Below are 26,237 nucleotides of genomic sequence, written 5' to 3'. Positions count from 1 at the left end.
CAGCAAATGCAAAATCATTGGGGGAAAAAGGAGAGCTAAGATGAAAAAGAAATTAGCAGCAGGGCTGACAGCATCTGCGATTGTCGGCACAACTTTAGTAGTGACACCAGCTGAAGCAGCAACGATTAAGGTCAAAAGCGGAGATTCTTTATGGAAACTGGCCCAAACCTATAACACAAGTGTGGCGGCCCTCACATCCGCCAATCATCTTTCGACTACTGTTCTGTCGATCGGCCAGACGCTTACTATTCCAGGCAGCAAATCCAGCACTTCTTCATCTACTTCGAGCTCAACAACCAAGAAGAGCGGAAGTTCTGTTTACACAGTGAAAAGCGGAGATTCACTTTGGCTGATCGCAAATGAGTTTAAAATGACCGTGCAGGAACTGAAAAAATTAAACGGACTAAGCAGCGATTTAATTCGTGCTGGGCAGAAATTAAAGGTGTCCGGTACAGTTTCTTCAAGCTCTAGTTCCAGTAAAAAAAGCAACTCTAATAAGAGTTCAAGCTCCAGTTCAAAAAACAGTTCTAATAAGAGTTCAAGTTCTTCATCTTCTACGGGAACATATAAGGTGCAGCTTGGAGATTCACTTTGGAAAATTGCAAACAAAGTCAATATGTCCATCGCTGAGTTGAAGGTCTTGAACAACTTAAAATCAGACACCATTTACGTGAATCAGGTGTTGAAAACAAAATCAAGCGGCTCTGATACGTCTTCTAAAGACAATTCATCCAAATCGAACCAAACTTCAGCAACAACTAAATATACCGTTAAAAGCGGTGATTCACTTTGGAAAATCGCAAACAACTATAACCTGACTGTACAGCAAATCCGAAATATCAACAATCTGAAATCAGATGTGCTTTACGTTGGACAAGTATTGAAGCTGACAGGTAAAGCATCTTCAGGCTCTTCATCGTCGTCTTCTTCTTCGTCAAATGCAAGCTCCGGCACGACGACTACATACACGGTGAAAAGCGGTGATTCCTTATGGGTGATTGCACAAAAATTTAATGTAACAGCTCAGCAGATTCGTGAGAAAAACAATTTAAAAACGGATGTCTTGCAGGTTGGCCAAAAGCTGGTCATTTCCGGAAAAGCTTCATCATCGTCTTCATCCGGTTCTTCAAACACCACCAGCTCAACGAGTGCGAAGATTAACACAATGATTTCGGCCGCTAAAGCGCAGCTTGGGGTTCCGTATCGCTGGGGAGGCACGACACCGTCCGGGTTTGACTGCAGCGGATTCATTTACTATGTACTGAACAAAGTCACATCCGTATCTAGATTAACGGCAGCGGGATATTGGAACACAATGAAATCAGTTAGCCAGCCTGCTGTCGGAGATTTTGTTTTCTTTACAACATATAAAGCCGGCCCTTCCCACGTCGGAATTTACCTAGGCAACGGGGAATTCATAAATGCCAACGATTCCGGAGTTGTCATTTCCAATATGAACAACTCTTACTGGAAACAGCGCTATCTCGGTGCAAAACGATATTTCTAAAAACAGAAACTGTGCGGCCTTAACGGCTGTACAGTTTTTTATTAGAGCCTAAAGACGTTGATGCTGATCATATGATTTGTCACCGGATAAAAATAGACTTCGGCCCGAACAGAAAAAGTGTCATCTTTCTGTCTGACTGTCACCCGAAAGACATCTTTCGTCTGCTGATCATTCACCTCTGTACGCCCCATATAAGCATAATCAGAAAATGAAGCGCCCTTATATTCATCCTGAATTTTGCTCCAGGCAAGCTGTTCCCACTTTTGAACGGACTCGTCTGTGTCCGTTGAATGACCTTTTGCAGCCATTGACACGATAATCAATCCGCAAAAAAGAAGCGCGATGGTATACGGCAGGGATTTCATTTTTTCAGTCTCCTGTACCCAGAATATATTCCCTCATAGGTTTACCAAAAGCGATATCTTCATTCAGGCATTTTGATTTTATGTCTCCCTCATATTGCTACCCCTTTACTGACGCAGACGGCAAGTTTTGCCCCGTCAATAACAGAGGATGCGGCATAAACTAATCATGAACTTCTCACCCAAGAAAGGAGAAGCGATTCATGGATTATGCCGATTACGATAAAGCGCTTTATTACACCCATCGTTCTCAATGGGATAATTTATTAATTTTAATGGTGCGTACAGAGGACGATTTGTTATCAAAACGAATTGAGCATTTTCTGCATGCGTATCATTTTGAACAGGATTACGCCGTTTTAGAAAAGATGCTGTATTCCCTTCTCCGATATATTGATCATGCCACAGAGCTGACTTATGAAGATCAAATAGCCCTTCTCACATAAACAAATCCCGGCGTTTAGACGCCGGGATTTCCTGCTTTTGCGAACATGCTGAGTTCTTCGACAAGCTCTTTTATGCTTTCCTTAATGTTTTCAGCCACTGTAGCATTTTCAACATCAATATGCACCGGATCAAGCACCAGCTGCTTCGGAATGACATTGGCGTAGACACCCCGCATCACAGTTCTCATATTGTTCAGCGCATTGATGCCGCCTTTTCCGCCTCCCGCTACTGCCAATAATGCAACGGGCTTATATTTGAATTGTTCGCTGCTTAGAAAATCCAAGGCATTTTTTAAAGCGCCGCTCATGCCGCTGTGATATTCAGGCGATAATAATACAATCGCATCCGCTTTCGTAACGCGTTGCTTAAGCTCCTGTACTTTCAACAGTTCAGATTGTTCCGCTTCACCGTTAAAAACGGGCAATACAAACTCGCTTAGATCAATCAAATCCGTGTGATACAGAGCTGCAATATAGGATGCTGCAATTCTTGTTCTGCCATGTTTTCTAGGCGTGCCATTTATGACTAACATGTTCATTTCGAGATCTCTCCATTCAGATTATATTTCACTGCGAAAAGCGCTGCTTGCGTGCGGTCGGCCACTTCAAGTTTTGCTAAAAGATTCGATACATGGGTTTTTACTGTTTTTTCTGAAATAAACAAGGCTGCTGCGATTTCTTTATTGCTTTTCCCGTTTGCTATTTCAGTCAGAACGTCTTTTTCCCTTCTTGTTAATTGATAGTATTTTTCTTTTTCCGGGTCGTGCTGATTTTTCATATGTGTCAGCACATGGGGCATAATAGCTTTAGAAAGCTTGTATTCGCCAGCATGCACTTGTCTTAGTGTTTTCACCAATTCCTCGGGCTCCGTATCCTTTAATTGATACGCCTTCGCGCCTGCCTGAAGCGCGGGGATGACGTGCTCCTGATCAGAGTAGCTCGTTAGCACAATGATATTCGTCTCCGGAAATTGCTGTATTGCTTTTTTAATGGCTTGAATGCCGTCCATCTCGGGCATAGACAGATCCATTAGCACAAGATCCGGCTTTGTCTCTTCGATGACACGGAGAGCTTCTATTCCGGTTGCAGCTTCTCCGACAACTTCAATATCATCCTGGGTGGCAAAGAAAAAACGCAGACCCTTTCTGACAACATGATGATCATCAGCAATTACAATTTTCATACCGCCCCTCCTTTTCGGCTTGTTAGCGGAAGCCTGATGGACAGCTTTGTTCCAGTTCCAAGCGCTGACTCAATCCAAAACTTAGCTCCGGCTTTTTCCGCTCGCTCTTTCATACCTTTTATGCCAAGTGAAGGCAGACCGGCATGCGCTTCATAGCGAAATCCTGCCCCATGATCGATGATATCCAGCTTCGCATGGCACAAAGAAGCAGTCAGACTAACATACGCCGTATCCGTTCCGGCATGCTTTTTGCAGTTATTTAAAGCTTCCTGTACGACACGCCATAGCATATGCTCCTGCTCATCAGTCAGAACAGGACAGCCTTTTTGTGTAAAAATGATCTTCAATCCAATGAGCGCACCATAGCTTTTAATGGCTTCAGCCAGCCCTTTTTCCAATCCTCCGGGGCGAAGCTGCCAAATTAACGCTTTCATTTCTGCGAGCGCGTCCTGTGATAGGTTTTGGATGAAATCAATCATCTGCTGTAAATTTTCATCTTTTGTTAGTGTCTTCGCAGCTTTGGCAGTTAAACTGACGGAAAACAGCATTTGATTGACTGAATCGTGAAGCTCCTGAGCGAGGCGGTTACGCTCCATTAAAAGAGCATTTTTTTGTTGATATTCAGAAAGCCTCATACGCTGGATTGCCGTTCCGATCTGAAAGGCGACAGACTCGAGTAAATGCAGCTCTTCCTCATCAAACATGGTTTTTCCGGCCGCCGCTACATTTAACAATCCGAATCTTCTGTCCCCGTCTTCTAAAGGCACAGTTGCATGATGCGTAATCCCTTCTGTGTCAAAACAATGCAGGTTTTCTGCTGATTCGATGCGTTTGCAGTTCATGATATTTGCAGCCTTTCTAAGCCCTCCGTTATTGAATTTCGTCAGACAGTAACACTCCCCTTCGCACATCAGCACTTTTTCCTTGCGGCTTAAAGCCGGGGGCAGATAAGCGTCGGCCGCTAACGTATAAGACCCATCTTCTTCGATCAGAAAAATCCATCCGGATTGAAGGTTTGTCAGACTCAGCAACTCTTTTAAAACCTCATCCAGTGTTGCTTTGATATCGTGCCCTTGATTTAAGGTTTCCGCAATCGTTTTCAGCGTTTTTAATTTTTCCATCCTCGTTTTGCTCACGTTTCTCACTCCGGCATTGATCTTGTATTTAAGATTATACCAGTTTTTTGTATTTCATTACTTCACTTGTAGGATGATTTTCTTTCAGACTTTTGGATGAGAAAAAGAAAAAGCCGGATCATTTACAATGACCCAGCTCATACTTGAATTATTTTGCTGTTGACTCAACAATTTCATCCACCGTCTTCATTACATCTTCAGAAAGGGAGGCAAGACGCTGTTCACTGTCTTCCAAAGATGACCCTTTTACGGCGAAATAAAATTTCACCTTCGGCTCAGTTCCTGAAGGACGAAGACAGAACCAAGACCCGTCTTCCAGGAAGTATTTCAATACATTTGATTTTGGCAAGTCGATGGCTTCTTCTTTGCTTTCAGTCAGAAGCGTCCGTTTGCTTACAGCGTAATCTTCTGCTGTGACAACCTGTTTGCCCGCCATTTTCTGCGGCGGATTTTGTCTGAAGGAAGCAAGAATCGCTTCAATTTGCTCTGCTCCTTGTTTGCCTTTCAGCGTCAGGGATTTCAGCCCTTCACGATAGAAACCATACTCGTTAAAGAGATTGATGAGCGCCTCATACAATGACATTCCCTGTTTTTTATAGAACGCGCAAACTTCAACTGCCAAAAGCGCAGCCTGAATGGCGTCCTTATCGCGGGCAAAATCCCCGATTAAATAACCGTAGCTCTCTTCATAACCGAATTGGAAGGTATACTGGCCTGATGCCTCGTATTCCTTAATCTTTTCACCGATAAACTTAAAGCCTGTCAGCGTATCAATCGTATCAAGGCCGAATGAAGAAGCTACAGCACGGCCGATTTCGCTTGTGACGATCGTTTTGAGAACAACACCGTTATCAGGCAGGATACCTTGTTTTTTCTTTTCAGAAAGCAGGTAATGAAGCAGCAGCGCTCCGGTTTGGTTTCCTGTCAGCACTGTATATTTGCCTTGATCGTTTTTCACCGCGATGCCAAGGCGGTCAGCATCAGGATCTGTCGCGATGAGAATATCTGCATTCTGCTCCTCCCCAAGCTTAATGGCATATTCGAATGCCGCATGCTCTTCCGGGTTTGGCGATGTAACAGTGGAGAAGTTTGAATCCGGCAGTTCCTGTTCTTTGACAACCGTTACATTTTTGTAGCCGAGTGCTTCAAGTCCGCGTCTGACCGGTTTATTTGCAGTTCCATGCAGCGGTGTGAAAACAACCTTTACATCTACGTCTTCCGATAATTCAGGATGTACAGAAATCGACGTCAGTTTTTCTGTATAAACTTTATCAATATCTTCACCGATGATTTTGATTAAGCCTTTTTCTTTTAACTTATTTTCTTCGTCCACTGTGATCGTCAGCTCATTTTCAATCGCGTTTACCTGCTCAATGACGATGTCCGCTTCCTTTGGAGGCAGCTGGCCGCCATCATCCCCGTATACTTTGTAGCCGTTATATTCAGGCGGGTTATGGCTTGCCGTTACCACAATTCCACCATAAGCGTTCAGCTGTCTGACAGCGAATGACAGCTCTGGCGTCGGGCGAAGCTCATCAAACACGTATGTTTGGATGCCTTGTGTCGCAAGTGTTTTTGCCGCTTCCATCGCGAACTCCGGAGATTTATGGCGGGAATCATAAGCAATGACAACGCCCCGTTTTTTCGCTTCCTCACCTTGCTTCGAGATGTATGCCGCAAACCCGGCCGATGCTTTGCGCACAGTGTAAATATTCATCCGATTTGTCCCGGCGCCGATTTCCCCGCGCATTCCGCCGGTACCGAATTCAAGGTCTTTATAGAAACAGTCCTCAAGGGCCTGTTCATCTCCTTCTAATTCAATAAGGCGCTCTTTTAATTCCGGATCTAAATGTTCTGTCTGTTTCCAGCGTTCATAGCTCTTTCTCCAAGTCATATTCGTCCTCCTATGTATCAGCTTATGCCATTATTTTATATGAAGCGGGTGCCTCTGTCACTTGATAACCTGAGATCTGGCACTTTCGGCACGTAAAAAGAAATAACGGGCTGCAGACAGCCCGTTATGATTTATTGCTCAAGCGGTACGACCGCATCGTGTAAAAGTTTGTTGAGGTTTTCTGTATGTTTGTTTTTCGCCTGCTCATCCCATTGGAATCGCTCGCTCATAAAATCAATAACGGCATCTTTATATGTTCTTACCCAATTGATATCAAAAAATAAACGTCCCGTTCTGCGGACAAAGAAGTCAGCAGGAGTTGCAGTCATCTCTTCTTCTATACTGTATTCTGCCTCAGCAAGAATATGAACCGGAATGTTGCGTTTCGCGGCCTCATCTTTCAGCGCTTCTACCCGGTCAAAGACGCGATCTACGTTAGAGCCGTATCTGATCGCAAGCTGTTTTGCGTCTTTTTCTGATAAACCGGCTGCAATTCCTTCTTTTGTTTTCGCGGTAACGAAGGACATAAGATTTTTCGAACCGCCGACGTGCCCGCCAGAGATTGGCATGTTTTTCGTTTTACATGGTCCAAAATCCTTTTCGCCCTCTTCTTTTAAGCGATCACGGACAAGATCAACGATGTGCTCCGCCATTTTTCTGTATCCAGTCAGTTTTCCGCCGGCAATGGTGATCAGGCCTGAGTCAGATGTCCAAATCTCGTCTTTCCGTGAAATTTCAGAAGGATCTTTGCCTTCTTCATGAATCAGCGGACGCAGCCCCGCCCAGCTGGATTCGATGTCATTCGCAGTGATATTCAGTTCCGGGAACATGTAATTGATTGATTTGATGACATAATCACGATCCTCCGTTGTCATCCGCGGATGCTCCAGCGCCTCTTTGTAAACAGTGTCTGTTGTTCCCACGTATGTTTTGCCTTCACGAGGAATCGCAAATACCATCCGGCCATCAGGTGTATCGAAATATACAGCCTGTTTCAGCGGAAAGACAGACTGGTCAAATACAAGGTGAATGCCTTTTGTATGCTGCAAATGCTTTCCGTTTTTCGAATGGTCTTTTTCTCTGAGCTGATCGACCCAAGGGCCTGTAGCATTGACAATTTTTTTCGCATACACTTTATATTCTTTCTTTGTCAGCACATCTTCAATTAATACGCCGACGGCTTTGCCTTTTTCGTAAAGAAGCTCCTTCACTTTGGAGTAATTCACAGGCTCTGCCCCGAATTTCACCGCTTCCTTCATGACTTCGATGGTCAGTCTCGCATCGTCAGTGCGGTATTCCACATAGTACCCGCCGCCTTTTAAGCCGTCTTTTTTTACCAAAGGCTCTTTTTGCAGCGTTTCTTTTGCTGTAAGCATGCTTCTTCGTTCTGACTTTTTCACACCTGCAAGGAAGTCATACACTCGTAACCCGATAGATGTTGTAAATGAACCGAATGTGCCGCCTTTATGAAACGGCAGCAGCATCCATTCCGGTGTAGTGACATGCGGGCCGTTTTCATACACAATCGCCCGCTCTTTTCCTACCTCAGCGACCATTTTCACTTCAAATTGTTTTAAATAGCGCAAGCCGCCATGTACCAGCTTCGTTGATCGGCTTGATGTTCCCGCCGCAAAGTCCTGCATTTCGCTTAGTGCGACCTTCATTCCCCTTGATGCCGCGTCAAGAGCTGTTCCGGCTCCTGTAATTCCTCCTCCGATAATAAATAGGTCATATGTTTTTTTCGTCATGTCTGTCAGCATGCGATCTCTTTCAAGACTTGAAAATTGATGTTTCATCATTACGTTTCCTCCTTGTTGTCACGGTAAATAGAAAAAGAGACCACAACAGCCAAAGTGCATGCTTACACTTTGGTGCTGTGGTCTCTCCTCATCTCAGGACCGTTCTTATTAACTTGTAACCATTATACCATAGTATTACTTTATTTGAAAGCCATAGCTGCTTTCACGGCTTTTTGCCAGCCTTTATACAGCTCATTTCGTTTTTCTTCTTCTAATTCAGGCTCAAACCGTTTATCCAGATTCCACTGGTTCGCGATTTCAGAACGGTCCTTCCAGAATCCCACAGCGATACCCGCCAAATAAGCCGCGCCAAGTGCAGTCGTTTCATTAATTTCCGGGCGCTCCACAGGAACATTCAACAGGTCTCCTTGGAACTGCATTAGGAAATTGTTTTTCACAGCTCCTCCGTCTACACGAAGCGTCTTTAATGAAATGTTTGAATCTGCTTCCATTGCGTCAAGCACATCTTTTGTCTGATAAGCCAATGACTCCAGTGTCGCACGGATAAAGTGCTCTTTTGTTGTCCCTCTTGTCAGGCCGAAAACCGAACCGCGCACATCACTGTCCCAGTAAGGCGTGCCCAGTCCGACAAAGGCCGGAACAACATACACGCCGTCAGTTGAATCCACTTTCTCTGCATAAGATTCGCTAAGCGAAGAGTCCTGGAACATTCTCAATCCGTCTCTAAGCCACTGGATGGCAGAGCCAGCGACAAAAATGCTTCCTTCTAACGCATAGTTCACTTTTCCGTCAATGCCCCAAGCAATTGTTGTCAAAAGCCCGTGTTCGGACTTAATTGCTTTTTCCCCGGTATTCATCAGCATGAAACATCCTGTGCCGTATGTGTTTTTCCCCATGCCTTCTTCAAAGCATGCCTGGCCGAACAGCGCGGACTGCTGGTCACCTGCCGCTCCAGCAATCGGGATATTTTTTCCGAAGAAGTGATAATCAACAGTCTCCGCATACACATGAGAGGACGGCTTCACTTCAGGGAGCATGGATTTCGGTACGCCTAGAATGTCGAGCAGTTCATCGTCCCATTTTAAATCGTAAATATTAAACATCAGTGTTCTTGAGGCATTGGAGTAATCGGTCACATGCGCTTTTCCGCCTGACATTTTCCAAATGAGCCACGTATCAATCGTTCCAAACAGCAGCTCGCCTTTTTCCGCTTTTTCTCTCGCGCCTTCCACATTGTCTAAAATCCACTTCACCTTCGTGCCGGAGAAGTATGGATCGATTAAAAGCCCAGTTTTTTCTCTGAATTTATCATTATATCCTTTTTCACGAAGTTCCTCACAAATGCCGGACGTCTGTCTGGACTGCCAAACGATTGCATTATAGACAGGACTTCCTGTATCTTTATCCCACACAACCGTCGTCTCGCGCTGGTTCGTGATGCCGATGCCGGCAATTTGAGAAGCGCTGATTCCTGATTCAGAGATGACTGAGGCGATAACCGCGAGGACAGAGCCCCAAATTTCATTGGCATTATGCTCAACCCAGCCAGGATGCGGGAAGTATTGTGTAAATTCCTTTTGAGCAGAGTGGACAATTTTGCCTTCTTTATTAAACAGAATCGCTCTTGAACTTGTCGTCCCCTGATCTAAGGATAAAATGTACGTTTCCATAAGATGTCTCCCCTTTGATTAAATATATTTAGAATTTGATAATGTTTTAGCAGAATGTGATTTCGTATAAACATAGAGTCCTAACAATACCACAACCAATATAACGCTTACAATCCAGAAGCTGCTTGTGATGTGCCCTTTAAATGCAGCGTTGTAAAATACACCGCCGAATGATCCGCCTAAAATCGGGCCGACTACCGGAACCCATGCGTATTTCCAGTTTGATGAGCCCTTCCCCGGAATCGGAAGAAAAGCGTGGGCTATCCGCGGACCTAAGTCACGTGCAGGATTGATAGCATAGCCGGTGGTGCCTCCCAGAGAAATACCGATTGCTACAATGAGGAAACCGACGATTAAAGGATTAAGTCCTTCTGTAAATTGATTTGCCCCAATGGCCAAGATTCCAAGCACAAGGACAAATGTCCCAATCACTTCGCTTAAAACGTTTGCAAATGTATGCGGAATGCTGGGCCCTGTTGAGAAAACACCCAGCTTGGCAGCGGGATCATCCGTTGACTTCCAGTGCGGGAGGTAGTGCAGATAGATAATCACCGCACCGATGATCGCTCCGATCATTTGCGCCGCAATATAAACCGGAACCTCTTTCCAAGGAAAATCTCCTACAAATGCAAGCGCTATCGTTAGCGCCGGATTCAAATGGGCACCGCTGATGCCGCCAACCGCGTATGCCGCCATCGCAACACCCAATCCCCATCCAAATACAACAACAATCCAGCCAGACTGGAATGAAAGCGATTTCTTTAAATTGACACCTGCACAAACACCTGCACCAAAAATGATAAGCAGCATCGTACCGATGACTTCTCCCCAAAATGCTGTCATAGCACATTCCTCCTAAAGTCACGATTAAAAAGCATGATAGAGAAGAAGAGAATAAAAAAACCACAACAAACCGCTTTACGGGTGCATAAACATTTGCCGTAAAGAGCTGCTGTGGTCTCCGAGTTCTCCATCACAATGTATTAACCTAGTGCAATTGTATCAGTGCATGAAAGCGGTGTCAATCACTTTCCGTCAAAAAGTTTTCATATTTTTTCCACAATTTGGTATTAGATGTTGTGACAGCTACAGCCCCCGCTTTCAATGCCTGCTCTACATCCTCTTCCGTACGGATGAAACCCCCGGCAAAGATGGGAATCCCTGTTTTCTCTTTTATTTCCTGAATGAGTGACGGAACGATGCCGGGAAGCACTTCGATGAAGTCAGGCTTATGCTTGCCGATAAACTCCATGCTTTTTTCCATCGCGCTTGTATCAAGCAAAAACAGGCGCTGAATGGCATAAATTTTCTTCTGCTTCGCTTTGGCAATCACATTCGATCTTGTGGAAATAATCCCAGCGGGCTTGATATCCTGACATATAAATTCCGCACCGTATTCGTCATGCTTAATCCCTTGAATGAGATCGACGTGCACCATCATGTTCTTTCCGTGCTTTTGCGCTTCTTTGATCACGCCCTTCAGCTGGCCAAGATGAATATCAAGAATAACACCGTAAGAGAACGAACTGTTCAAAAACTCATCAAATTGCTTCATATTGCGAATAGCCGGTAAAATCGGCTGGTTGTGAAAACTCATCATGTGCTCCTTTAATAAATCACTTTTATATTATATCGTTTGAAAGCTTTCTTTCACCGTTTTCACGATAAAGGAAAGGTCCTCTTCTGTCAGGCAAAATGGCGGCGCAAGCTGGATGACATTGTTGTAGCCGGCGACTGTATCGCCGTTTTTGCCGATGATCAGCCCTTTTTCTTTGCACGCCGCAACCACTTGGTTTACTTTGGCGGCATCAGCCGGCTCTTTAGTCAATTTATCTTTGACGAGTTCGATTCCAATCAGCAGCCCTTTTCCTCTAACATCTCCGACTGCCGGATGTTCTCTCAGAGGTTGAAGCTCACCTAAAAGCTTTGCTCCAAGATCGCGGGATCGCTGAATCAGCTGTTCGTCCTCCATAATTTGCAGGTTTTTCAACGCCAAGGCACAGGCAGCCGGGCTTCCGCCGAACGTGTTCACGTGGCGGAAACGGTCATAAGGAGCTTCCCCCTGATACGCTTCGAAAATGTCCCGTTTCACAGCAGTCGCTGACAATGGCAGATACGCGCTTGTGATTCCCTTTGCCATCGTAATGATATCAGGCTTCACACCGTAGTGCATAAACCCGAACGGCTCGCCTGTCCGTCCAAACCCGCAGATCACTTCATCGCAAATCAAAAGGGCTCCGTGGCGCCGGCAAATGTCCTCCACCTTCTTCATATATCCGTCCGGCGGCATTAGGATGCCTCCGCCTGTAATGATGGGCTCCATAATGACCCCGGCAATCGTTTCGCTTAATTCCCATGTCATGATGCGGTCGATTTCATTTGCGCTTTCAAGCGTGTCTGCATCATCAGGATTCCGGTATATATCTGGCGGAGCTGCATGCAGGAACCCTTGGCTCAAAGGCTCGTATTTATATTTCCGCTGCGCCTGTCCGGTAGCTGAGAGCGCTCCCAATGTATTGCCGTGGTATGCCCGATATCTTGAGATGAATTTATAACGGCTGTGGTCGCCGTTTTGCAGATGGTACTGGCGGGCAATTTTAAAAGCAGTTTCGTTTGCTTCCGATCCGCTGTTGGAAAAAAAGATAACATAATCGCCGCCAAGCCATTCATTCAGCTTTTCCGCCAGTTGAATTGCGGGTGCGTGACTTTGCGTTAACGGGTAGTAAGGCAGCTCCTTTAGTTGCTCATAGGCAGCCTCCGCAAGCTCCTTTCTGCCGTAACCAATGTTGACGCACCACAAACCGGACATCGCATCCAAATAGCGGCGTCCGTCTATGTCGGTTACCCAGGCCCCCTCGGCCTTCTGGGCTATCAGGCTGTCCGCTTGATGCGCTCCCTTCATGGCATGCCACACAAATTGCTCATCTTTTTGCTTTAATCCCTGATTTTGCTGAATGTTTTCCATCCCCATCATCTCCATTTCATTAGCGTTCCCTATAATGCCAATTCAATTGAAACAGACCTTCTCTTTATGTGATGTCTTGGTGATGATTTCCCTGCCTTCAATATAAAGCCAGACCGGGTCAGAGTCAATAAACCGCGTAAATAATAAAACATCCCCTTTCTCAAGAAGAAAGAGGATGCAGCTTCCAAAGCAAAACAGGCAAAGTGGCAATGCTCAGCATCGTACTGATAAAGGTCGCACTCGAAACAACTTGGACAGCCATTGCAATAGCAATGTGAAGCCTAGCCGTTTTCTGTATGATATAGGAAATGGCGAAAATACAGAAACTCCATAAGGCACCTCCACTACCTACTTTTATTTTAAAGATAGCACCTAAACAATTACGCTTTTGTTTTAAAAAACCCGCCAATTCAGGCGGGTTTTTTGGGAATTATTTTTTATATTGAATATGATAAATATCACGCCGTCTGTCTTTTAGCTGGCGCACTGTACCGTTTTGGCGCTGTCTTCTGAGAATTTCCAGGTCAACATCGCCGATGACGACCATTTCAATATTCGGGTTTGTTTCGCCGACAATGCCGTCACGAGCGAATTCAAAATCAGACGGGGCAAAGATGCCTGACTGGGCGTATTGGATATCCATGTTTTCCGTTTGCGGAAGGTTTCCGACCGTTCCAGAGATAACCGTATAAATTTGATTTTCAACCGCTCTAGCCTGCGAACAGTATCTGACACGCAGATAGCCTTGACGGTCTTCTGTACAAAATGGCGTAAAGATGATTTTGGCTCCTTTATCAGCCGCAATCCGGGCAAGCTCAGGAAATTCAATGTCATAACAGATCTGGATCGCGATTTTCCCGCAGTCCGTATCAAACACGCGAACTTGGTCTCCTGCGCTGATCCCCCACCATTTGCGTTCATTCGGCGTAATATGGAGTTTGTATTGCTTCTCGATCGTTCCGTCCCGTCTGAACAGGTAAGCGATATTATAGATCTTGCCTTCCTCTTCGACGAAATGAGATCCGCCGATAATGTTGACGTTATACTTCACAGCCAAGTCAGTAAACAGGCTGATGTAATCTTCTGTATACTCGGTAATTCTCTGCACCGCCAAGCTCGGTGACCGTTCCTCAAGGAAGGACATCAGCTGGGTTGTAAAAATTTCCGGGAACACCGCAAAATCAGATCTTGCATCGGAAGCAACATCGACATAGTATTCTACTTGATTCGCAAATTCCTCAAAGGAATAAATTTTCTTCATTTCGTATTGGATCACACAAATTCTAACAGGGAACGCCGATTTATAATAGCGTTTTGTCTGCTGCGGTAGATAATCCACATTATTCCATTCCATCAGCGTCGCATACTTGATCGAAGCTGTATCATCCGGGAGATAGTTCGGGTTAATTCGCATAAGGGTAAAGCCGTTCATCAGCTGAAAAGAAAGAACCGGATCGTAAATTTGGTGGCGTGTCACCTGTTCAACATACTCTCTCGCTGTCATTTCCTCTGCATATTTGTGATAGTTTGGAATCCGTCCGCCTATGATGATGCTTTTCAGGTTTAAGCGTCTGGCTAAGTCCTTTCTCGCCTCGTACAAACGGTGGCCAATCTTCATTCGTCTGTACTTCGGGTCCACCATGACTTCAATTCCATACATATTCAAGCCGTCAGGATTATGGTTGGTGATATAACCGTCATCTGTAATGTCCTGCCATGTATGACGGTCATCATATTCATCAAAGTTAATCAGGAGACTTGAGCACGAACCGATAATTTCACCTTCGAATTCTGCACAAAACTGCCCTTCTGGAAAATGCTCCAAATGGCTGATTAAATGCTCCCGCTTCCAAGGCTCCATTCCTGGAAAGCAGTCCTTTTGAAGATCGATAATCTTGTCGATGTCTTTCTCTTCGATATTGCGGATAACCATTTTCTTTTCAAACCGGGTCAAATCTAATTTCTCAGACAACCTACTCGCTCCTTTCTAGTTTTGTGAGTTCAGATGATCAAGCAATAGGGCGAGCTCCATCTCCGTCATTGATTCAAGCCTGTGATCATAGTCTTCAAACATCAAGGTACCCGTTACTTTATTCGGGACAATGACACACTTCATGCCTGCACGTTTCGCAGCAATCGAACCATTGACAGAATCCTCAAACGCGAGACATTCCGCTGGCGATACCCCGAGGTTCTTTGCCGCCAATAAATAGAGTTCAGGATTCGGCTTCACCTCTTCCACATCATCAGCCGTTTGAATAACTTCAAAATCATCAAACAGGCCGATTTGCTTCAAATGGCCGGAAACCCATTTATAATCAGAGCTGGAGGCAAGGCCTATTTTTAAGCCTAAATCCTTTGCCGCATTCAAATACGCTTCGACACCAGGTCTCGCTTTTTCTGTTTCCATGCGTTTGGCGAACCGCTCTCTTCTCAATTGTGTGAGCTCTTCATGGTTCAGCTTTTTCCCGATCTGCTCTTCTAAATAGTCAAATGGCCGGAAACCCGCAGCAGTTCCGATGACCTTCCCCCAGACAGATAGCGGCAGCACTGAGCCGTGCTCTTCAAATATTTCCTGAAGAACCTCATATTCGTGTGTTTCTGTATCTAGAATAAGCCCGTCAAAATCAAAAATTAACGCTTTAATCACTGGGTACAACTCCTTTAGTCCGAATTGAGACATATGTATACACTCAACTATACCCCGAAACAAGTCTGCTTTCAAAAAGTAAGGTTTTATGTGAAGAAAGAGCCTGCACACTGCAAGCTCTTTCTTATTAATGAATGTTTTGGTGAGAAATGTTTGTCAGCGCTGATCCCGCAGACTCGTTCGACATCTGATTGACTGCCAGGTCTCCAAGCGCAACGATCCCGACTAGATTGTTTTGATCTACAATAGGAAGGCGGCGGATTTGGTGCTGGGCCATCAGCTGCGACGCGTCTTCCAGACTCATATTAGGGTTTCCTGATACGAGTTCTGTTGACATCACTTCTGAAACGGGTGTCTGGCCATCACGGCCCTGAGCTGTAGTTCTTAATGCAATGTCACGGTCAGTCAGCATTCCTTTTAAAACACCTTGCTCTACAACGGGGATCGCCCCGACGTTATGCTGTTTCATTAGAGAAGCCGCTTCCTGAATCGTTTGATTCGGAGAAACGGTTGCCACCTGCGTTGTCATTGTATCTTTAACTGAACTCATTGTCAGCACCCCTTTCAATCATTAGTATGTTCAGACACGAGCCGTTTAAAAAGGGAGTTAGAGGAAAGGTTTTATGATATGATTTCTCTGATACAAAAAGAGCTTTTCTAAAAATAGAAAAGCTCTTGCCACATGATTATATCAGCCTTCTTTGACCGAAAAAGGCTTTGTTAGTCTTCTTTTGAAAGTCAGAAAAAGCAAACGGAAAATAAATCCCAAAATCATTCAGCATCTTGCTGTTTTTTTCAAAAATCGCCTGATCACTCAAATCAGAGTGCGGCGAAGGCTTGGTCAGGATAATATGTATCATTTGCAGACAAGCCATAATTTGAAATGCTTCTTTTAATGTTCCTTGGTAATAATGGTTATTTAAAGACAGAACGCCTTTCTTTTTAAAGCGCTGAATGTCCAGTTCGGAGAAATAAAGAGGAAATACATCATGGATCAGCTCCATAGACAGCTCCTTGATAAAGCTCTCCTGTTCTGCAGTTGCTGCGTTCACAATTCTCACGTCAATCACCTTTCTTGCCATCGAATATCCTAAGTCTTACTCAAGAATAGCACAGAAAAAAACGCGAAAGCTAAGGTAAGTGTTTCCTATGAGAAACAGCAGCCTTCCGCTTCGAAAAGGAGCCATTTAACATGAACCAAAAAGGCAGAGGGCTTGAGATCCTCATCAATGAAAAACAGGACGGCCAATGGCTGTTTTCCGTACTCAAAACAGCGCTCAAAGCTTCTAAACCAGTGATACAAGACTGGATGTCCCATCAACAGATAAAGGTCAATCACGAATCCGTCTTAAACAATATGATTGTAAAAAAGGGAGACCGTGTGTTCATTGATCTTCAGGAAAGTGAAGCATCTTCGGTCATTCCGGAGTATGGCGAGCTTGATATTTTATATGAGGACAATCATATGCTCATCGTCAATAAACCCGCTGGCATCGCGACGCATCCGAATGAGGATGGGCAGACCGGCACACTGGCTAATTTGATCGCGTATCATTATCAGATAAATGGCGAAACATGTAAGGTGCGCCACGTCCATCGTCTTGATCAGGATACATCTGGCGCTATCGTTTTTGCCAAGCATCGTTTGGCACACGCCATCTTAGACCAGCAGTTAGAGAAAAAGACGCTGAAGCGTACGTATACCGCCATCGCTGAAGGTAAGCTACGGACGAAAAAAGGGACAATTAATTCACCAATCGGCAGAGACCGATCACACCCGACAAGACGCCGGGTTTCACCAGGCGGGCAAACAGCCGTCACTCATTTCAAGGTAATGGCCAGCAATGCGAAAGAACGGCTGTCGCTCGTTGAATTAGAGCTGGAAACAGGCAGAACACACCAAATCCGTGTTCATCTGGCGAGCCTCGGCCATCCGTTGACAGGAGACTCGCTTTACGGAGGCGGGAGCAAGCTGCTAAACAGGCAGGCACTGCACGCCAATAAAGTACAAGCGGTTCACCCGATAACAGACGAGCTCATAGTTGCTGAAGCCCCTTTCCCTGCTGATATGAAAAACCTTTGTCGCACATATTTTTCATGAAGAAAAGCCGCAGGCACTGCCTCGGCTTTTTAAGTCACTCGTTTTCCATATATAATATAGCGCTTCGGGGCATTTCCGACGTATGAAAACGGATAACAGGTCGTCAGAATCAGCTCTTCCTTTTCATGCTGGAGCGTGATAATAGATGTGTCATCCTTATCGACAATTTTTGTTTTTACAATTTCATATGTGAATTCTCCATATGACAGGAGAATGCGGAGCCGATCCCCCTTTTCCAGCTCTCCCGTCCGGCGAAACACGGTATCCCGATGCCCCGACAGCACAATTTGTCCGTTTTCATCAGGATAATAGCTGTCCTTGTAATGCCCGACACCTTTTTCTAAATCATCAGCATCAGTGCCCTCCACGATCGGAAGCTCTGCATTGATTTTCGGTATTTCCAAAATGCCGCTCGCTTGGCCGGTCTCAGGCTTAAATGATGCTTTGTTCTTTGCTTGATCTGTGCTATTTTTCGTCCCCAAAAGTTCCTGCGGCTTTTCAGCCGCCAGTTTTGCTTCTTTTAATGTCTGTTCTGTTTTCATATTCGTATCGATCAATTTAAAGCCTCCATAGCCTGCGATCAATAGGCCGGCAGCAATGATGAATAGTGGAATAACTTTTTTCACGTTCTGGAGGCGCTCCTTTTTCTTCTGACATATAGATAAGTTCCTGACAATGTCACCGCCGCACCGATTACGATAAAGTTATAGTAGTTTGCTGATGTATCTGGAAGCGGATGCTCAGACCCGCTTTCCCCGCCCTCGTTTCGTAACGGCAATGTGCTGATGCTATTAGCAGTATCAGCGTTTTTTGTGTTGTTGATTGGTATTTCATTGAATCTCGAAATGGCTGAAGGCGGCAGCTGATGAACCGGTGCTGTTCCCGGAGTTTCTTTTATATCAGGCAAATCTTCACCTGGCCTTGGATCCTCTTTAATCGGATCCTCCGTCACCGGATCATCTCCAGGCTCTTCCGTAATAGGGTCTTCTGTTACAGGGTCTTCAATATCACTGGCTTCAGCAAGCTTAATTCTTCCCTCTTTTGTATACGCAATTGGCTCATCAAAACTTTTCACGTACTCAACTGTCGCTTCCAAATCCTCAGGCCCTGTCACCGGATTTTTTCCCAGCAGTCCGATTGGCTGATATTTGGTCCCTGTCGCCGTCGCCATAAAGTTGTTGACAGTCAATGTATATGTGGCATCGGGCTGGATCTCGGTGCCATCTGCCATTTTTAAATCAACTGCTTTTCCGGTTTCTTTATCCCACGTATACGTAAACCCGCTGATGCTGTAGTCAGGCCCAAAAACCGGCGAGATTTGAGCATTGATAATCTCTCTTAAATCTTTTCCTTTAATCTCAAGCTTCGTTAACACATTTCCAAATGGCTGAATATTGTAAAGATCTCCCCACGTAATTGGGCCCTTCTTCAGCGCTTCACGTATGCCGCCGCCATTCATAAGGGCAAAATCCGTTTTCATGGCAGTTCTCATACCATCCGCAATCAGGTTTCCAAGAGGTGTATCGCCGTCATTTGAATCCCCCCCTTCCATATCAACAGCGGCTTCGCCGACTACCTCGCTGATAATCGGTTCCGCAATTGTTTCGTATTTCTTTAAAATGTCTGACGCGCTGACATCCGGTTCGATTTTACTTTGATCAACATATACGATTTCCGCGGACTTTTTGACAATGTCTTTTGTCGTTTTATCGATCTCTACATCAACGACACCTATCGCTTTTCCATATTCAAACGCTTGAACAATCAGTTTTCCATTCACTTCACCGTTAACAACCTGATGATTATGCGCGGCAAAAATCACGTCAATTTCAGAATCTGTTTTGTTTGCAAGATCAGCGGACTCACCGGTAATGGCGTTGCCGTTTTGTTCAGCTGACATATGTGCGAGAACCGCGATGGCCTTCACGCCTTTTTTCTTCAGCTCTTTGGCCGCCTTATTCACCGCTGTTGCTTCATCTGTAAACTTGATATTTTTTATTCCTTCAGGCATAACCATGCCAGCTGCCGACTGTGTGACAACTCCGATAAAAGCAACGGGTACGCCCTCCACATTTATGATGTCATAAGCCGGCAAAAAGGGCTCTCCAGTTGATTTCATTTTACAATTGGCACATACAAGGGGAAAGTTCTGTCCATCATAACCGCTTGTGCCTTTCGGATGATCACCGCCATTTAAGATCCTCAGCAGTTCATCCGTGCCTTCATCAAATTCGTGGTTTCCCACGGTTCCGACATCAAATCCGATGTCCTCCATCAGTTCTACAGTCGGTTCATCCTGAAGAAGAGAGGAAACTGGAGAGCTTCCGCCGATCATATCTCCTGCGTGCACAATCAGCGAGTTTTTCTTTTCAGCCTTTTTTTCTTTTAAATATGCGGCGGCATAATCCATGCGTCCAAACGTGCCGTCTACAGTTCCATTTCCATCAAGATCAAGCTCATATTGCTGATCAATTTTGCCATGCAAATCATTCATGCTGAGAATTCTAAGCGGCACATGTTCTTGAGGTGCCGTTTGCCTTTTTTTATATCCCGCGCTCTCCGCTTCACTTGCTGAAGCGAAGAAAATTCTGTTTTCCACAGCTACCTTCTTCCAGTCAGCTGGCTGCACATATGTTTTATTCGACGAATCCCCTACATATCTTGTCAAGCCTTTCCTTTGCTCTCTGGCTCTGAATTCAAACGGCATTTCCATGAGCAGATCGTTTTCATTCCAGATTCCTTTTTGGTCTTTTTTTGCAGTGGCTACTGCGGCCTGAAACTGCTGGTAATCCTCTTCATTGTCAACCGGCCAAATAAAATACGTCGGAGCATATCCATTTTTCACAAGCTCTAAGTTCACGTTTGATCCTGATTCGGTTATGACTTGTCCGAGAAGTCTGCCATAGCTGTCCTTGGCTTCACTTCCGACCTTGACAGTAATTTTATCACCTGGGGACAGAACCGTTTTTAGATAGTCAGATGCTTTTTTGCCAAATCTTAATTGATTTTCATCTGCGTCATTTTTTGGTGTGTGATATGTTTCGGGTGTATCTACATTTACAAACCGGATTTTTGTCGTGCCAAGCACCGGAGATTTGAGATGAATGGTATCGCCGTCAACGACCCGGTCAACAATCCCTTCATATTCTCCCTCCGCAGACGGAGGTGCAGGCTGCTCTTCAAGCAGCTTCAGGTCAGCCGATTTTCGCGGAAGCAGCTGAAAGGTTTGGTATCTGCTTAACACACCGGTAAAGTCATACCATTTGCCCTCATCAAGCTCGTCTATCACCCCTGTTTCATTCATAACCCGGAGCGTCATTGCATGATGGTCGTCATCAATCATTGTTACATTGTAACCGCCGCCGGCAGGAGAACTTGGAATTGAGGAAACAAAAGCGGTTAGTTTCACAAGGCGTCCTTCATACTGATCACCTAGGCTGCCGTTAATAAGTTCATTGATTGTTAAGTGTTTGGGGGCGGGGAGGGATTGATTTGACTGGTTGATTTTGATGCCTGATGAGCTTGGAACGATTTCTTTCAGCCCCTGGTAAGACGTGATTTTCCCTGTCACCGTGACATCCATACCCTCTTTTAATTCGGGAAATTGTTCAGGGGATGGCGAATAAATGTTAATGCCTCCGGTTTCATCTTGCAAAAAGGTCGACAGCTTCCCGCCTCCGATTGCGTTTTGATCAGCTGTAATGATCCCTTTTATCGTTACTTCTTCATTCAGCCTTCCCCGTGCTTCATTTATGGTCACTGGCTGTTCAGCCGGCGGAGTTTTCGTGTCATCGGTTACGTTCATCGACTGAACGTTTTTAAGTCCTGTCGTGTTAAAGTAATTTTCAAGCTTTCCTTGAACCGTTATCTTTTTCCCAAGAAGAAGCGGATTGGTTTGCAGCCCAAATTGGCTTCTGAAGGCGGAGGGGATTTGCACAGGAAGGATGTGATCAGGCGATGTCTCGTTTTTACGGTCTGCCAGCGCGACATTATAATCATTTGAAAAAGGACTTGTCAACTTATAATGCAGTGGGGAAACAGCCTGGCCGACTGCATATCCTTCGATAAGCGCCTGTCCTTCTTTTTGCTGTATTGCCTTCTCAACTGATATAGGCTGCTGCGGTTCAGCTGCTTTTACAGCTTCGCACGTGTACATTACATTTAAGAACATCAATGCCGTGATCAACACAATATGCAGAATACGCCTCATCATATTTCCTCCCTTAATATACACATAATGACAATGACTTTGTCTGTCTATCATTTCGACAGACAGCATATAATTCCTTTCAGGCTTCTGCATAATAAGCGGCAGACTGACACAAAATACAGCTGATCTGAAAAAAAAGGAGGAATTCGGTTTGGATCAGTTCAATCAGCAGCAGCAATCCCAAATGAACAAAGGTATTCCTGGCAAACCGCATAAAAACCATGGCGGACATGAAATGTTTGATATGCATGAGGTGCTTTCCGGAACACTTACTGTGCTTGATCAGTTTATGATGCTGAGACAATTCTGTAAGGATCAAGAATTATTAAACATCCTTGATCGTCAACATCAATTCATCACATCTCAATACAATATAACTGCAGAATGCTTCAAAACAGGAAGCGAACCTTCACAAAAAACAGCAACTTATATGATGAAGGAAGACAATCAGACTGTTTACGGCATGCAGCCGTCACAGCCTAAAAAACCTGTTCAATCCATGAATGATATTGATGACAGCATCATCAGCCGACAAATGCTTTGCGCGATTAAAGCACAAGCTTCTATGCTGACGATGGCTTCTCTGGAAATGACAAATCCGGCCGTAAGACGCGTACTGTCTGCGCAAATTCAGGAGTATGTTGAAATGGCATTTGAAATTTTCCTATACCAAAACAAACACGGCTATTACCAGGTTCCTCAGCTTGATGCGCAGGATATGGAACAGCTGAGAAATTCATTCGCCCCTGCCCAAGGACAAATGCCTCCGACACAAGGCGGAATAGGTCAGCAAGGACTTCACTAATAACAAAGGCATTGGATAGATACTATCCAATGCCGCACTGTTTTTTTCAAATTTCTTCTTAAAATCCTTTTCAAAATGATCAAGACTTTCCTTTGTTGCTGATTTAAACCCTTTTTCAAAGTCCCCTTTTTTTGCTGTTTCCTTAATCATTTCTGAAATAATGTCTTTCCCGTATTTGCCGGTCAGCTCATCGATCATATAAAAGCTTTGCAAATAGACATCAGTGTCATATTCGGCTCTGGCTTCCTGCCAGTCTCGATCAGTCTGCAAACGGTCAAAGGGCACGACAGAAAACGTGATCGGATCTATGAGCAATTCATAGTTCGCAATCCACTCACTTAACCCTTCATGAAACCATAACGGAAACTCATCGGGATCCGTCTCAAGCTCCTTCAATTTCTGATGAAACGCATGGTGCGAGTATTCATGAATCAACAATCTCTGGTACAAATAAACCGCTACCTCGTCCCCTTCTAACAGTTTCTTTTTCTCTTCAGGCAACAGTCCAATCAACTGCTCCCGCTCAGAATAAAAACCAACTACATCCAATAAACCGGAGTAAGCCTCCATCTGTTTTTCATTAGGAAAAAAAATAATGTCAATAGGCTTTTGATTCGAATCTCCAATCATAATCTGATTAATACTGACCGCATATTCAAGCGTTTCTTTCATCAATGGCAGTAAGGACTTTTCCTTAGAAGTGTAATAAATATCGGCCTGTTTGAATGACTCTTTCTTCATGTGCTTCGTCACTTGTTCTTTTGTTATTCCAGATGCCTGACCTGGAAAAGACAGGATATACATCGCGCTTGATACGATGGCTGAGCTTACAGCCAGCATCACAAGGACTCCGCACAGGAATAGAGCGGATGCCGCACGCTTTCCTATGCCATCCCGCAAACGTCTCCCTCCCTGAGCCGGTCCGTCTTGTACCTTTTTATTTTTACTCTATGCAGCCTGAGTTCGCAGTGTGTCATTAACGCAAAGAAAAAGCCGCACAAATTGTGCGGCTTTTTTTATTTATTCAGCGTTAGGGAATACGCGCTGTACAGTTTGTGTAAATTCATCAAATAATCCGGCGATTGGGTCACCATTTTGAATGCGCTTTCCATATCCTTGCATACGCTCTACAAAATCAGGGTTAGCTGAAACGTAAACATTATCAATGTTTTTGTCAGTAGATCTTACCTTTTTGGCTATTTTTTTCTTCAAATTGTCTTCTACTGCACCTTTATTTCCATTAGTTAAAACGACTGCAACGTAAGCTTGATTTCCAGCAACAATGACATCGGCATGTTTTACTTCTTTTAGGACTGTTACTTTATCAGCTGCTTCATCAGCAACCTCGAGTTTCCGGTCGTTGTTATTATCGTCATTTACACGATTGTTATTGTTATTGACATTATCAGTAACATTGTTGTCAACATTATCCCGGTTGTTTACATTGCGCATATCGTCATTGGCCGGATTTCGATAATTTACATTTCTTACATCATTATTATCACGTCTGCCCTCACCTTGGTCGGCCACACCGCAGCCAGTCATAAGCAAAGGGATAAGAAGCACAGACGCAAGAACTTGTTTTTTTCCAAGCATGTGAATTCCTCCTTTATCACTTTACGTATAGGTTTTTCTAACTGGCTTTAATTATGCATGCAAATCTGGAGGAAATGCTTTCCCGGGAAATATAACGGTTAATTTGTCTAATGAGGGGGAAAATATGAATACACTGCAAAGGAGGGATCATGTTGTTCAACCAGCGAAGAGGAATCAGCCCCGCAGCATTGATCATAGGATCAACTATGCTTATTGCTGCATTATCACCTCAGATCCGCCACAGAATCAGCGGGTTTATCACAGGACAAATGAACAGACGAAATTCAGAAAATAACACGTTTGATGCTTCTAATGTAGGAAACATAGTCAAACAAGCATTTGGCGGCGGCAGCGGTGATAACCAGGACCGTTCGCAGCATCAAAGCCAGCGGCAAAATGGCCGTCAGCACCAGCACGCAGGACAGCAGCAACCACAGCATCAGCATACACAGTCTCAAACTAGGCAAACTGAGACAGCCGCGAAAAAAAGACAGCCGCATTATGCTGAACCCATCCATTTTGAACAAAGCGCAATGAATGTCATGGACGACAACACGATGATGGAAATGTTGGAGGACTTAGAACCCGGCCGTTAAAAAAACGTGTAACCTGTCAGATTGCATAAGGGCTCAAATAGTTAATTATATTGCCCTTTAAGGTGGTTTTTTCTTTTAAATTTTCTATATTTCCCCGCCTGTTTTTGAGTGCAATTGATGAGCTAAAAAAATCCTTCTTTCGTTCAATGAGAACGTTTGAAGGATTTTTTTGTTTATGCTGCCACTCTATCCGAAGCAATCTTTATCGATTCATTATTAGCTCCCTCATCAAGCTGAAAAGGACAGAACACTATTCATTTTGTTTCTTGCTTCAACACTCAACATTTAGAATTTACTCGAGCGTTGGAAAATACTGTTGACTATTCAGTTGAACTGTATTACATTATTATTAAGTTGAACTATATAGTCGAACTGAATAGAGGGTGCAGATATGAAACACAAATTATTACCATTGTCTGAAACCATGCATTATATTTTATTAGCTCTGCGTGAGCCGCTCCATGGCTATGCCGTAATGCAGAAGATAGAAAAGATAAGTAACGGTACTGTTATTTTAGCAGCGGGTACATTATACGGTGCAATTGAAAACTTGAATAAGCATGGTTGGATTGAACCTGTTGGAGAGTCAGGCCGGAGAAAAGTTTACATGATAACTGAAGAAGGAAGCGCCATTTTAAAAATGGAACAAGATAGGTTATTGCATATTTTATCCTTGTACGAAGGAAGTGAATCGAATGAAGAAATTTAAGATGTTTTTTGATATTGAAAAAGAGGAACAATGGCTGAACGAGCAATTACAAAAAGGCTATCGTTGTACAAATATTAGTGGATTAGGAATATACACTTTCGTAAAAACCGACAAGAGATATGTGATCAGACTGGATTACCAAGATATTTTACCAAAGAAAAAGTTCAAAGATTACAAAGCGATATATGAAGACTTCGGTTGGAATTATATAAATGGCCCTTGGCTTAGTGGGATTCGATATTGGCAAAAAGAAGATGATGGTCAAAATGAAATCTTCTCGGATCGCCAATCAAAGAGTAATTATTATAAAAGATTGATGAATTATTCTTCTGGTTTAGGTTTCATGTGTTTGTTTTTTTCTTATATGATCTATAAGGATTCAGGTTTATATTTAACTGAAGGTCTTTGGAGTATGAAAGGTGAATGGTTTTGGAAAGCATTTTTATTTGAAACTCCATTTGCTCTTTTGAGGTCGCTTCCCGCCCTTATGGTTGTTTTATTTGCGGCCAGTTTCTATAAAGTGTATCGAAAGTATTCAATGTTAATAGAAAAATAATGCGAAGAGGTTCATTATGAACTTTTTTAATTCAATGAAGCACGATTGAATTAGATTTGGATACTCATCGTCTAGCAGGAATCTTTTATGT

At 44.1% G+C, this 26,237-nt stretch carries 25 protein-coding genes and 1 pseudogene; 7 read left to right on the top strand and 19 right to left on the bottom strand.

All coding sequences use genetic code 11. The features are described from left to right. Positions 1 to 40: 40 nt before the first annotated feature. Positions 41 to 1,507, top strand: coding sequence for a peptidoglycan endopeptidase LytF (lytF, locus tag QF06_RS03625; RefSeq protein WP_041851034.1), 1,467 nt, complete (start codon positions 41 to 43; stop codon positions 1,505 to 1,507). Between the two features lie 41 nt (positions 1,508 to 1,548). On the opposite strand, the gene QF06_RS03620 is transcribed toward lytF, so the two are convergent. Beyond that, positions 1,549 to 1,872 (bottom strand): YqzG/YhdC family protein, encoded by a 324-nt coding sequence (locus tag QF06_RS03620; RefSeq protein WP_041851035.1) that lies wholly within the window; start codon positions 1,870 to 1,872, stop codon positions 1,549 to 1,551. 200 nt (positions 1,873 to 2,072) lie between these two features. On the opposite strand from QF06_RS03620, the gene QF06_RS03615 reads away from it, so the two are divergent. Beyond that, the gene (locus tag QF06_RS03615) at positions 2,073 to 2,315 is read left to right on the top strand and encodes a YhdB family protein (protein WP_003233373.1); all 243 of its coding nucleotides are present in this window, start codon (positions 2,073 to 2,075) and stop codon (positions 2,313 to 2,315) included. Between the two features lie 14 nt (positions 2,316 to 2,329). Here the strand turns inward: QF06_RS03615 and yhdA are convergent, their stop codons facing one another. From yhdA to QF06_RS03550, 14 genes and pseudogenes are all read right to left on the bottom strand, one after another. Beyond that, the gene (gene yhdA / locus QF06_RS03610) at positions 2,330 to 2,854 is read right to left on the bottom strand and encodes an FMN-dependent NADPH-azoreductase (RefSeq protein WP_003244703.1); all 525 of its coding nucleotides are present in this window, start codon (positions 2,852 to 2,854) and stop codon (positions 2,330 to 2,332) included. Beyond that, entirely contained in the window at positions 2,851 to 3,498 is a 648-nt protein-coding gene (gene yhcZ, locus QF06_RS03605) for a two-component system response regulator YhcZ (protein WP_041851036.1), read from the bottom strand. The genes yhdA and yhcZ overlap by 4 nt, the downstream gene beginning before the upstream one ends. Further along, on the bottom strand, positions 3,495 to 4,634 hold the full coding sequence (yhcY, locus tag QF06_RS03600; RefSeq protein WP_041851037.1) for a two-component system sensor histidine kinase YhcY: 1,140 nt from the start codon (positions 4,632 to 4,634) through the stop codon (positions 3,495 to 3,497). The genes yhcZ and yhcY overlap by 4 nt, the downstream gene beginning before the upstream one ends. A 148-nt stretch (positions 4,635 to 4,782) precedes the next feature. Further along, complete coding sequence (pgcA, locus tag QF06_RS03595) at positions 4,783 to 6,528, bottom strand: phospho-sugar mutase (RefSeq protein ID WP_041851038.1); 1,746 nt, start codon at positions 6,526 to 6,528, stop codon at positions 4,783 to 4,785. Between the two features lie 131 nt (positions 6,529 to 6,659). Then, positions 6,660 to 8,327 (bottom strand): glycerol-3-phosphate dehydrogenase, encoded by a 1,668-nt coding sequence (gene glpD, locus QF06_RS03590; protein WP_041851039.1) that lies wholly within the window; start codon positions 8,325 to 8,327, stop codon positions 6,660 to 6,662. 140 nt (positions 8,328 to 8,467) lie between these two features. Further along, the gene (glpK, locus tag QF06_RS03585) at positions 8,468 to 9,958 is read right to left on the bottom strand and encodes a glycerol kinase GlpK (RefSeq protein WP_003233384.1); all 1,491 of its coding nucleotides are present in this window, start codon (positions 9,956 to 9,958) and stop codon (positions 8,468 to 8,470) included. Between the two features lie 18 nt (positions 9,959 to 9,976). After that, positions 9,977 to 10,801 (bottom strand): glycerol uptake facilitator protein GlpF, encoded by an 825-nt coding sequence (gene glpF, locus QF06_RS03580; RefSeq protein WP_003233386.1) that lies wholly within the window; start codon positions 10,799 to 10,801, stop codon positions 9,977 to 9,979. Positions 10,802 to 10,979: 178 nt separating this feature from the next. Beyond that, positions 10,980 to 11,558: a glycerol uptake operon antiterminator GlpP gene (gene glpP / locus QF06_RS03575; RefSeq protein WP_003233388.1), complete on the bottom strand. Its 579-nt coding sequence runs from the start codon at positions 11,556 to 11,558 to the stop codon at positions 10,980 to 10,982. A gap of 27 nt (positions 11,559 to 11,585) precedes the next feature. After that, positions 11,586 to 12,938: an aspartate aminotransferase family protein gene (locus tag QF06_RS03570; RefSeq protein ID WP_074794171.1), complete on the bottom strand. Its 1,353-nt coding sequence runs from the start codon at positions 12,936 to 12,938 to the stop codon at positions 11,586 to 11,588. A 145-nt stretch (positions 12,939 to 13,083) separates the two neighbouring features. Continuing rightward, positions 13,084 to 13,185, bottom strand: a pseudogene (locus QF06_RS22320) (AEC family transporter); the annotation flags it as partial. 168 nt (positions 13,186 to 13,353) lie between these two features. Then, entirely contained in the window at positions 13,354 to 14,895 is a 1,542-nt protein-coding gene (locus tag QF06_RS03565; protein WP_032725279.1) for a bifunctional GNAT family N-acetyltransferase/carbon-nitrogen hydrolase family protein, read from the bottom strand. Between the two features lie 15 nt (positions 14,896 to 14,910). Then, a complete protein-coding gene (locus QF06_RS03560; RefSeq protein WP_043940087.1) occupies positions 14,911 to 15,573 on the bottom strand; it encodes an HAD family hydrolase in 663 nt (220 codons plus the stop codon). 127 nt (positions 15,574 to 15,700) lie between these two features. Continuing rightward, positions 15,701 to 16,123, bottom strand: coding sequence for a CBS domain-containing protein (locus QF06_RS03555; RefSeq protein WP_003245462.1), 423 nt, complete (start codon positions 16,121 to 16,123; stop codon positions 15,701 to 15,703). A gap of 136 nt (positions 16,124 to 16,259) precedes the next feature. Further along, positions 16,260 to 16,655, bottom strand: coding sequence for a YhcU family protein (locus QF06_RS03550; protein WP_003233401.1), 396 nt, complete (start codon positions 16,653 to 16,655; stop codon positions 16,260 to 16,262). Positions 16,656 to 16,765: 110 nt separating this feature from the next. On the opposite strand from QF06_RS03550, the gene QF06_RS03545 reads away from it, so the two are divergent. After that, complete coding sequence (locus tag QF06_RS03545) at positions 16,766 to 17,674, top strand: RluA family pseudouridine synthase (protein ID WP_003233404.1); 909 nt, start codon at positions 16,766 to 16,768, stop codon at positions 17,672 to 17,674. A gap of 29 nt (positions 17,675 to 17,703) precedes the next feature. Here the strand turns inward: QF06_RS03545 and srtA are convergent, their stop codons facing one another. After that, on the bottom strand, positions 17,704 to 18,300 hold the full coding sequence (gene srtA, locus QF06_RS03540; RefSeq protein WP_003233407.1) for a sortase SrtA: 597 nt from the start codon (positions 18,298 to 18,300) through the stop codon (positions 17,704 to 17,706). Beyond that, complete coding sequence (gene yhcR, locus QF06_RS03535) at positions 18,297 to 21,953, bottom strand: sortase-dependent nonspecific endonuclease YhcR (protein ID WP_082044603.1); 3,657 nt, start codon at positions 21,951 to 21,953, stop codon at positions 18,297 to 18,299. The genes srtA and yhcR overlap by 4 nt, the downstream gene beginning before the upstream one ends. Positions 21,954 to 22,035: 82 nt before the next feature. Between yhcR and QF06_RS03530 the strand changes: the two genes are divergently transcribed. Further along, on the top strand, positions 22,036 to 22,689 hold the full coding sequence (locus QF06_RS03530) for a spore coat protein (RefSeq protein ID WP_043940085.1): 654 nt from the start codon (positions 22,036 to 22,038) through the stop codon (positions 22,687 to 22,689). Here the strand turns inward: QF06_RS03530 and QF06_RS03525 are convergent. Both QF06_RS03525 and QF06_RS03520 read right to left on the bottom strand, forming a co-directional pair. Then, a complete protein-coding gene (locus QF06_RS03525; protein ID WP_043940084.1) occupies positions 22,621 to 23,589 on the bottom strand; it encodes a hypothetical protein in 969 nt (322 codons plus the stop codon). The genes QF06_RS03530 and QF06_RS03525 overlap by 69 nt on opposite strands. A gap of 120 nt (positions 23,590 to 23,709) precedes the next feature. Beyond that, positions 23,710 to 24,285: a YhcN/YlaJ family sporulation lipoprotein gene (locus QF06_RS03520; RefSeq protein WP_043940083.1), complete on the bottom strand. Its 576-nt coding sequence runs from the start codon at positions 24,283 to 24,285 to the stop codon at positions 23,710 to 23,712. 149 nt (positions 24,286 to 24,434) lie between these two features. Here QF06_RS03520 and QF06_RS03515 point away from each other — a divergent pair, with 149 nt between their 5' ends. From QF06_RS03515 to QF06_RS03505, 3 genes are all read left to right on the top strand, one after another. Beyond that, positions 24,435 to 24,881: a hypothetical protein gene (locus QF06_RS03515; RefSeq protein ID WP_038829229.1), complete on the top strand. Its 447-nt coding sequence runs from the start codon at positions 24,435 to 24,437 to the stop codon at positions 24,879 to 24,881. A gap of 391 nt (positions 24,882 to 25,272) precedes the next feature. Next, on the top strand, positions 25,273 to 25,590 hold the full coding sequence (locus QF06_RS03510; RefSeq protein WP_021479686.1) for a PadR family transcriptional regulator: 318 nt from the start codon (positions 25,273 to 25,275) through the stop codon (positions 25,588 to 25,590). Further along, the gene (locus QF06_RS03505) at positions 25,577 to 26,146 is read left to right on the top strand and encodes a DUF2812 domain-containing protein (protein ID WP_041851042.1); all 570 of its coding nucleotides are present in this window, start codon (positions 25,577 to 25,579) and stop codon (positions 26,144 to 26,146) included. Before QF06_RS03510 ends, QF06_RS03505 begins: the two co-directional genes overlap by 14 nt. The last annotated feature ends 91 nt before the right edge of the window (positions 26,147 to 26,237 follow it).

It is taken from the genome of Bacillus sp. YP1, assembly GCF_000877815.1.
Classification (GTDB): Bacteria; Bacillota; Bacilli; order Bacillales; family Bacillaceae; genus Bacillus; species Bacillus subtilis.
Note: the sequence above shows the minus strand (reverse complement) of the source record. Positions and strands in the feature narration are given on the sequence as shown.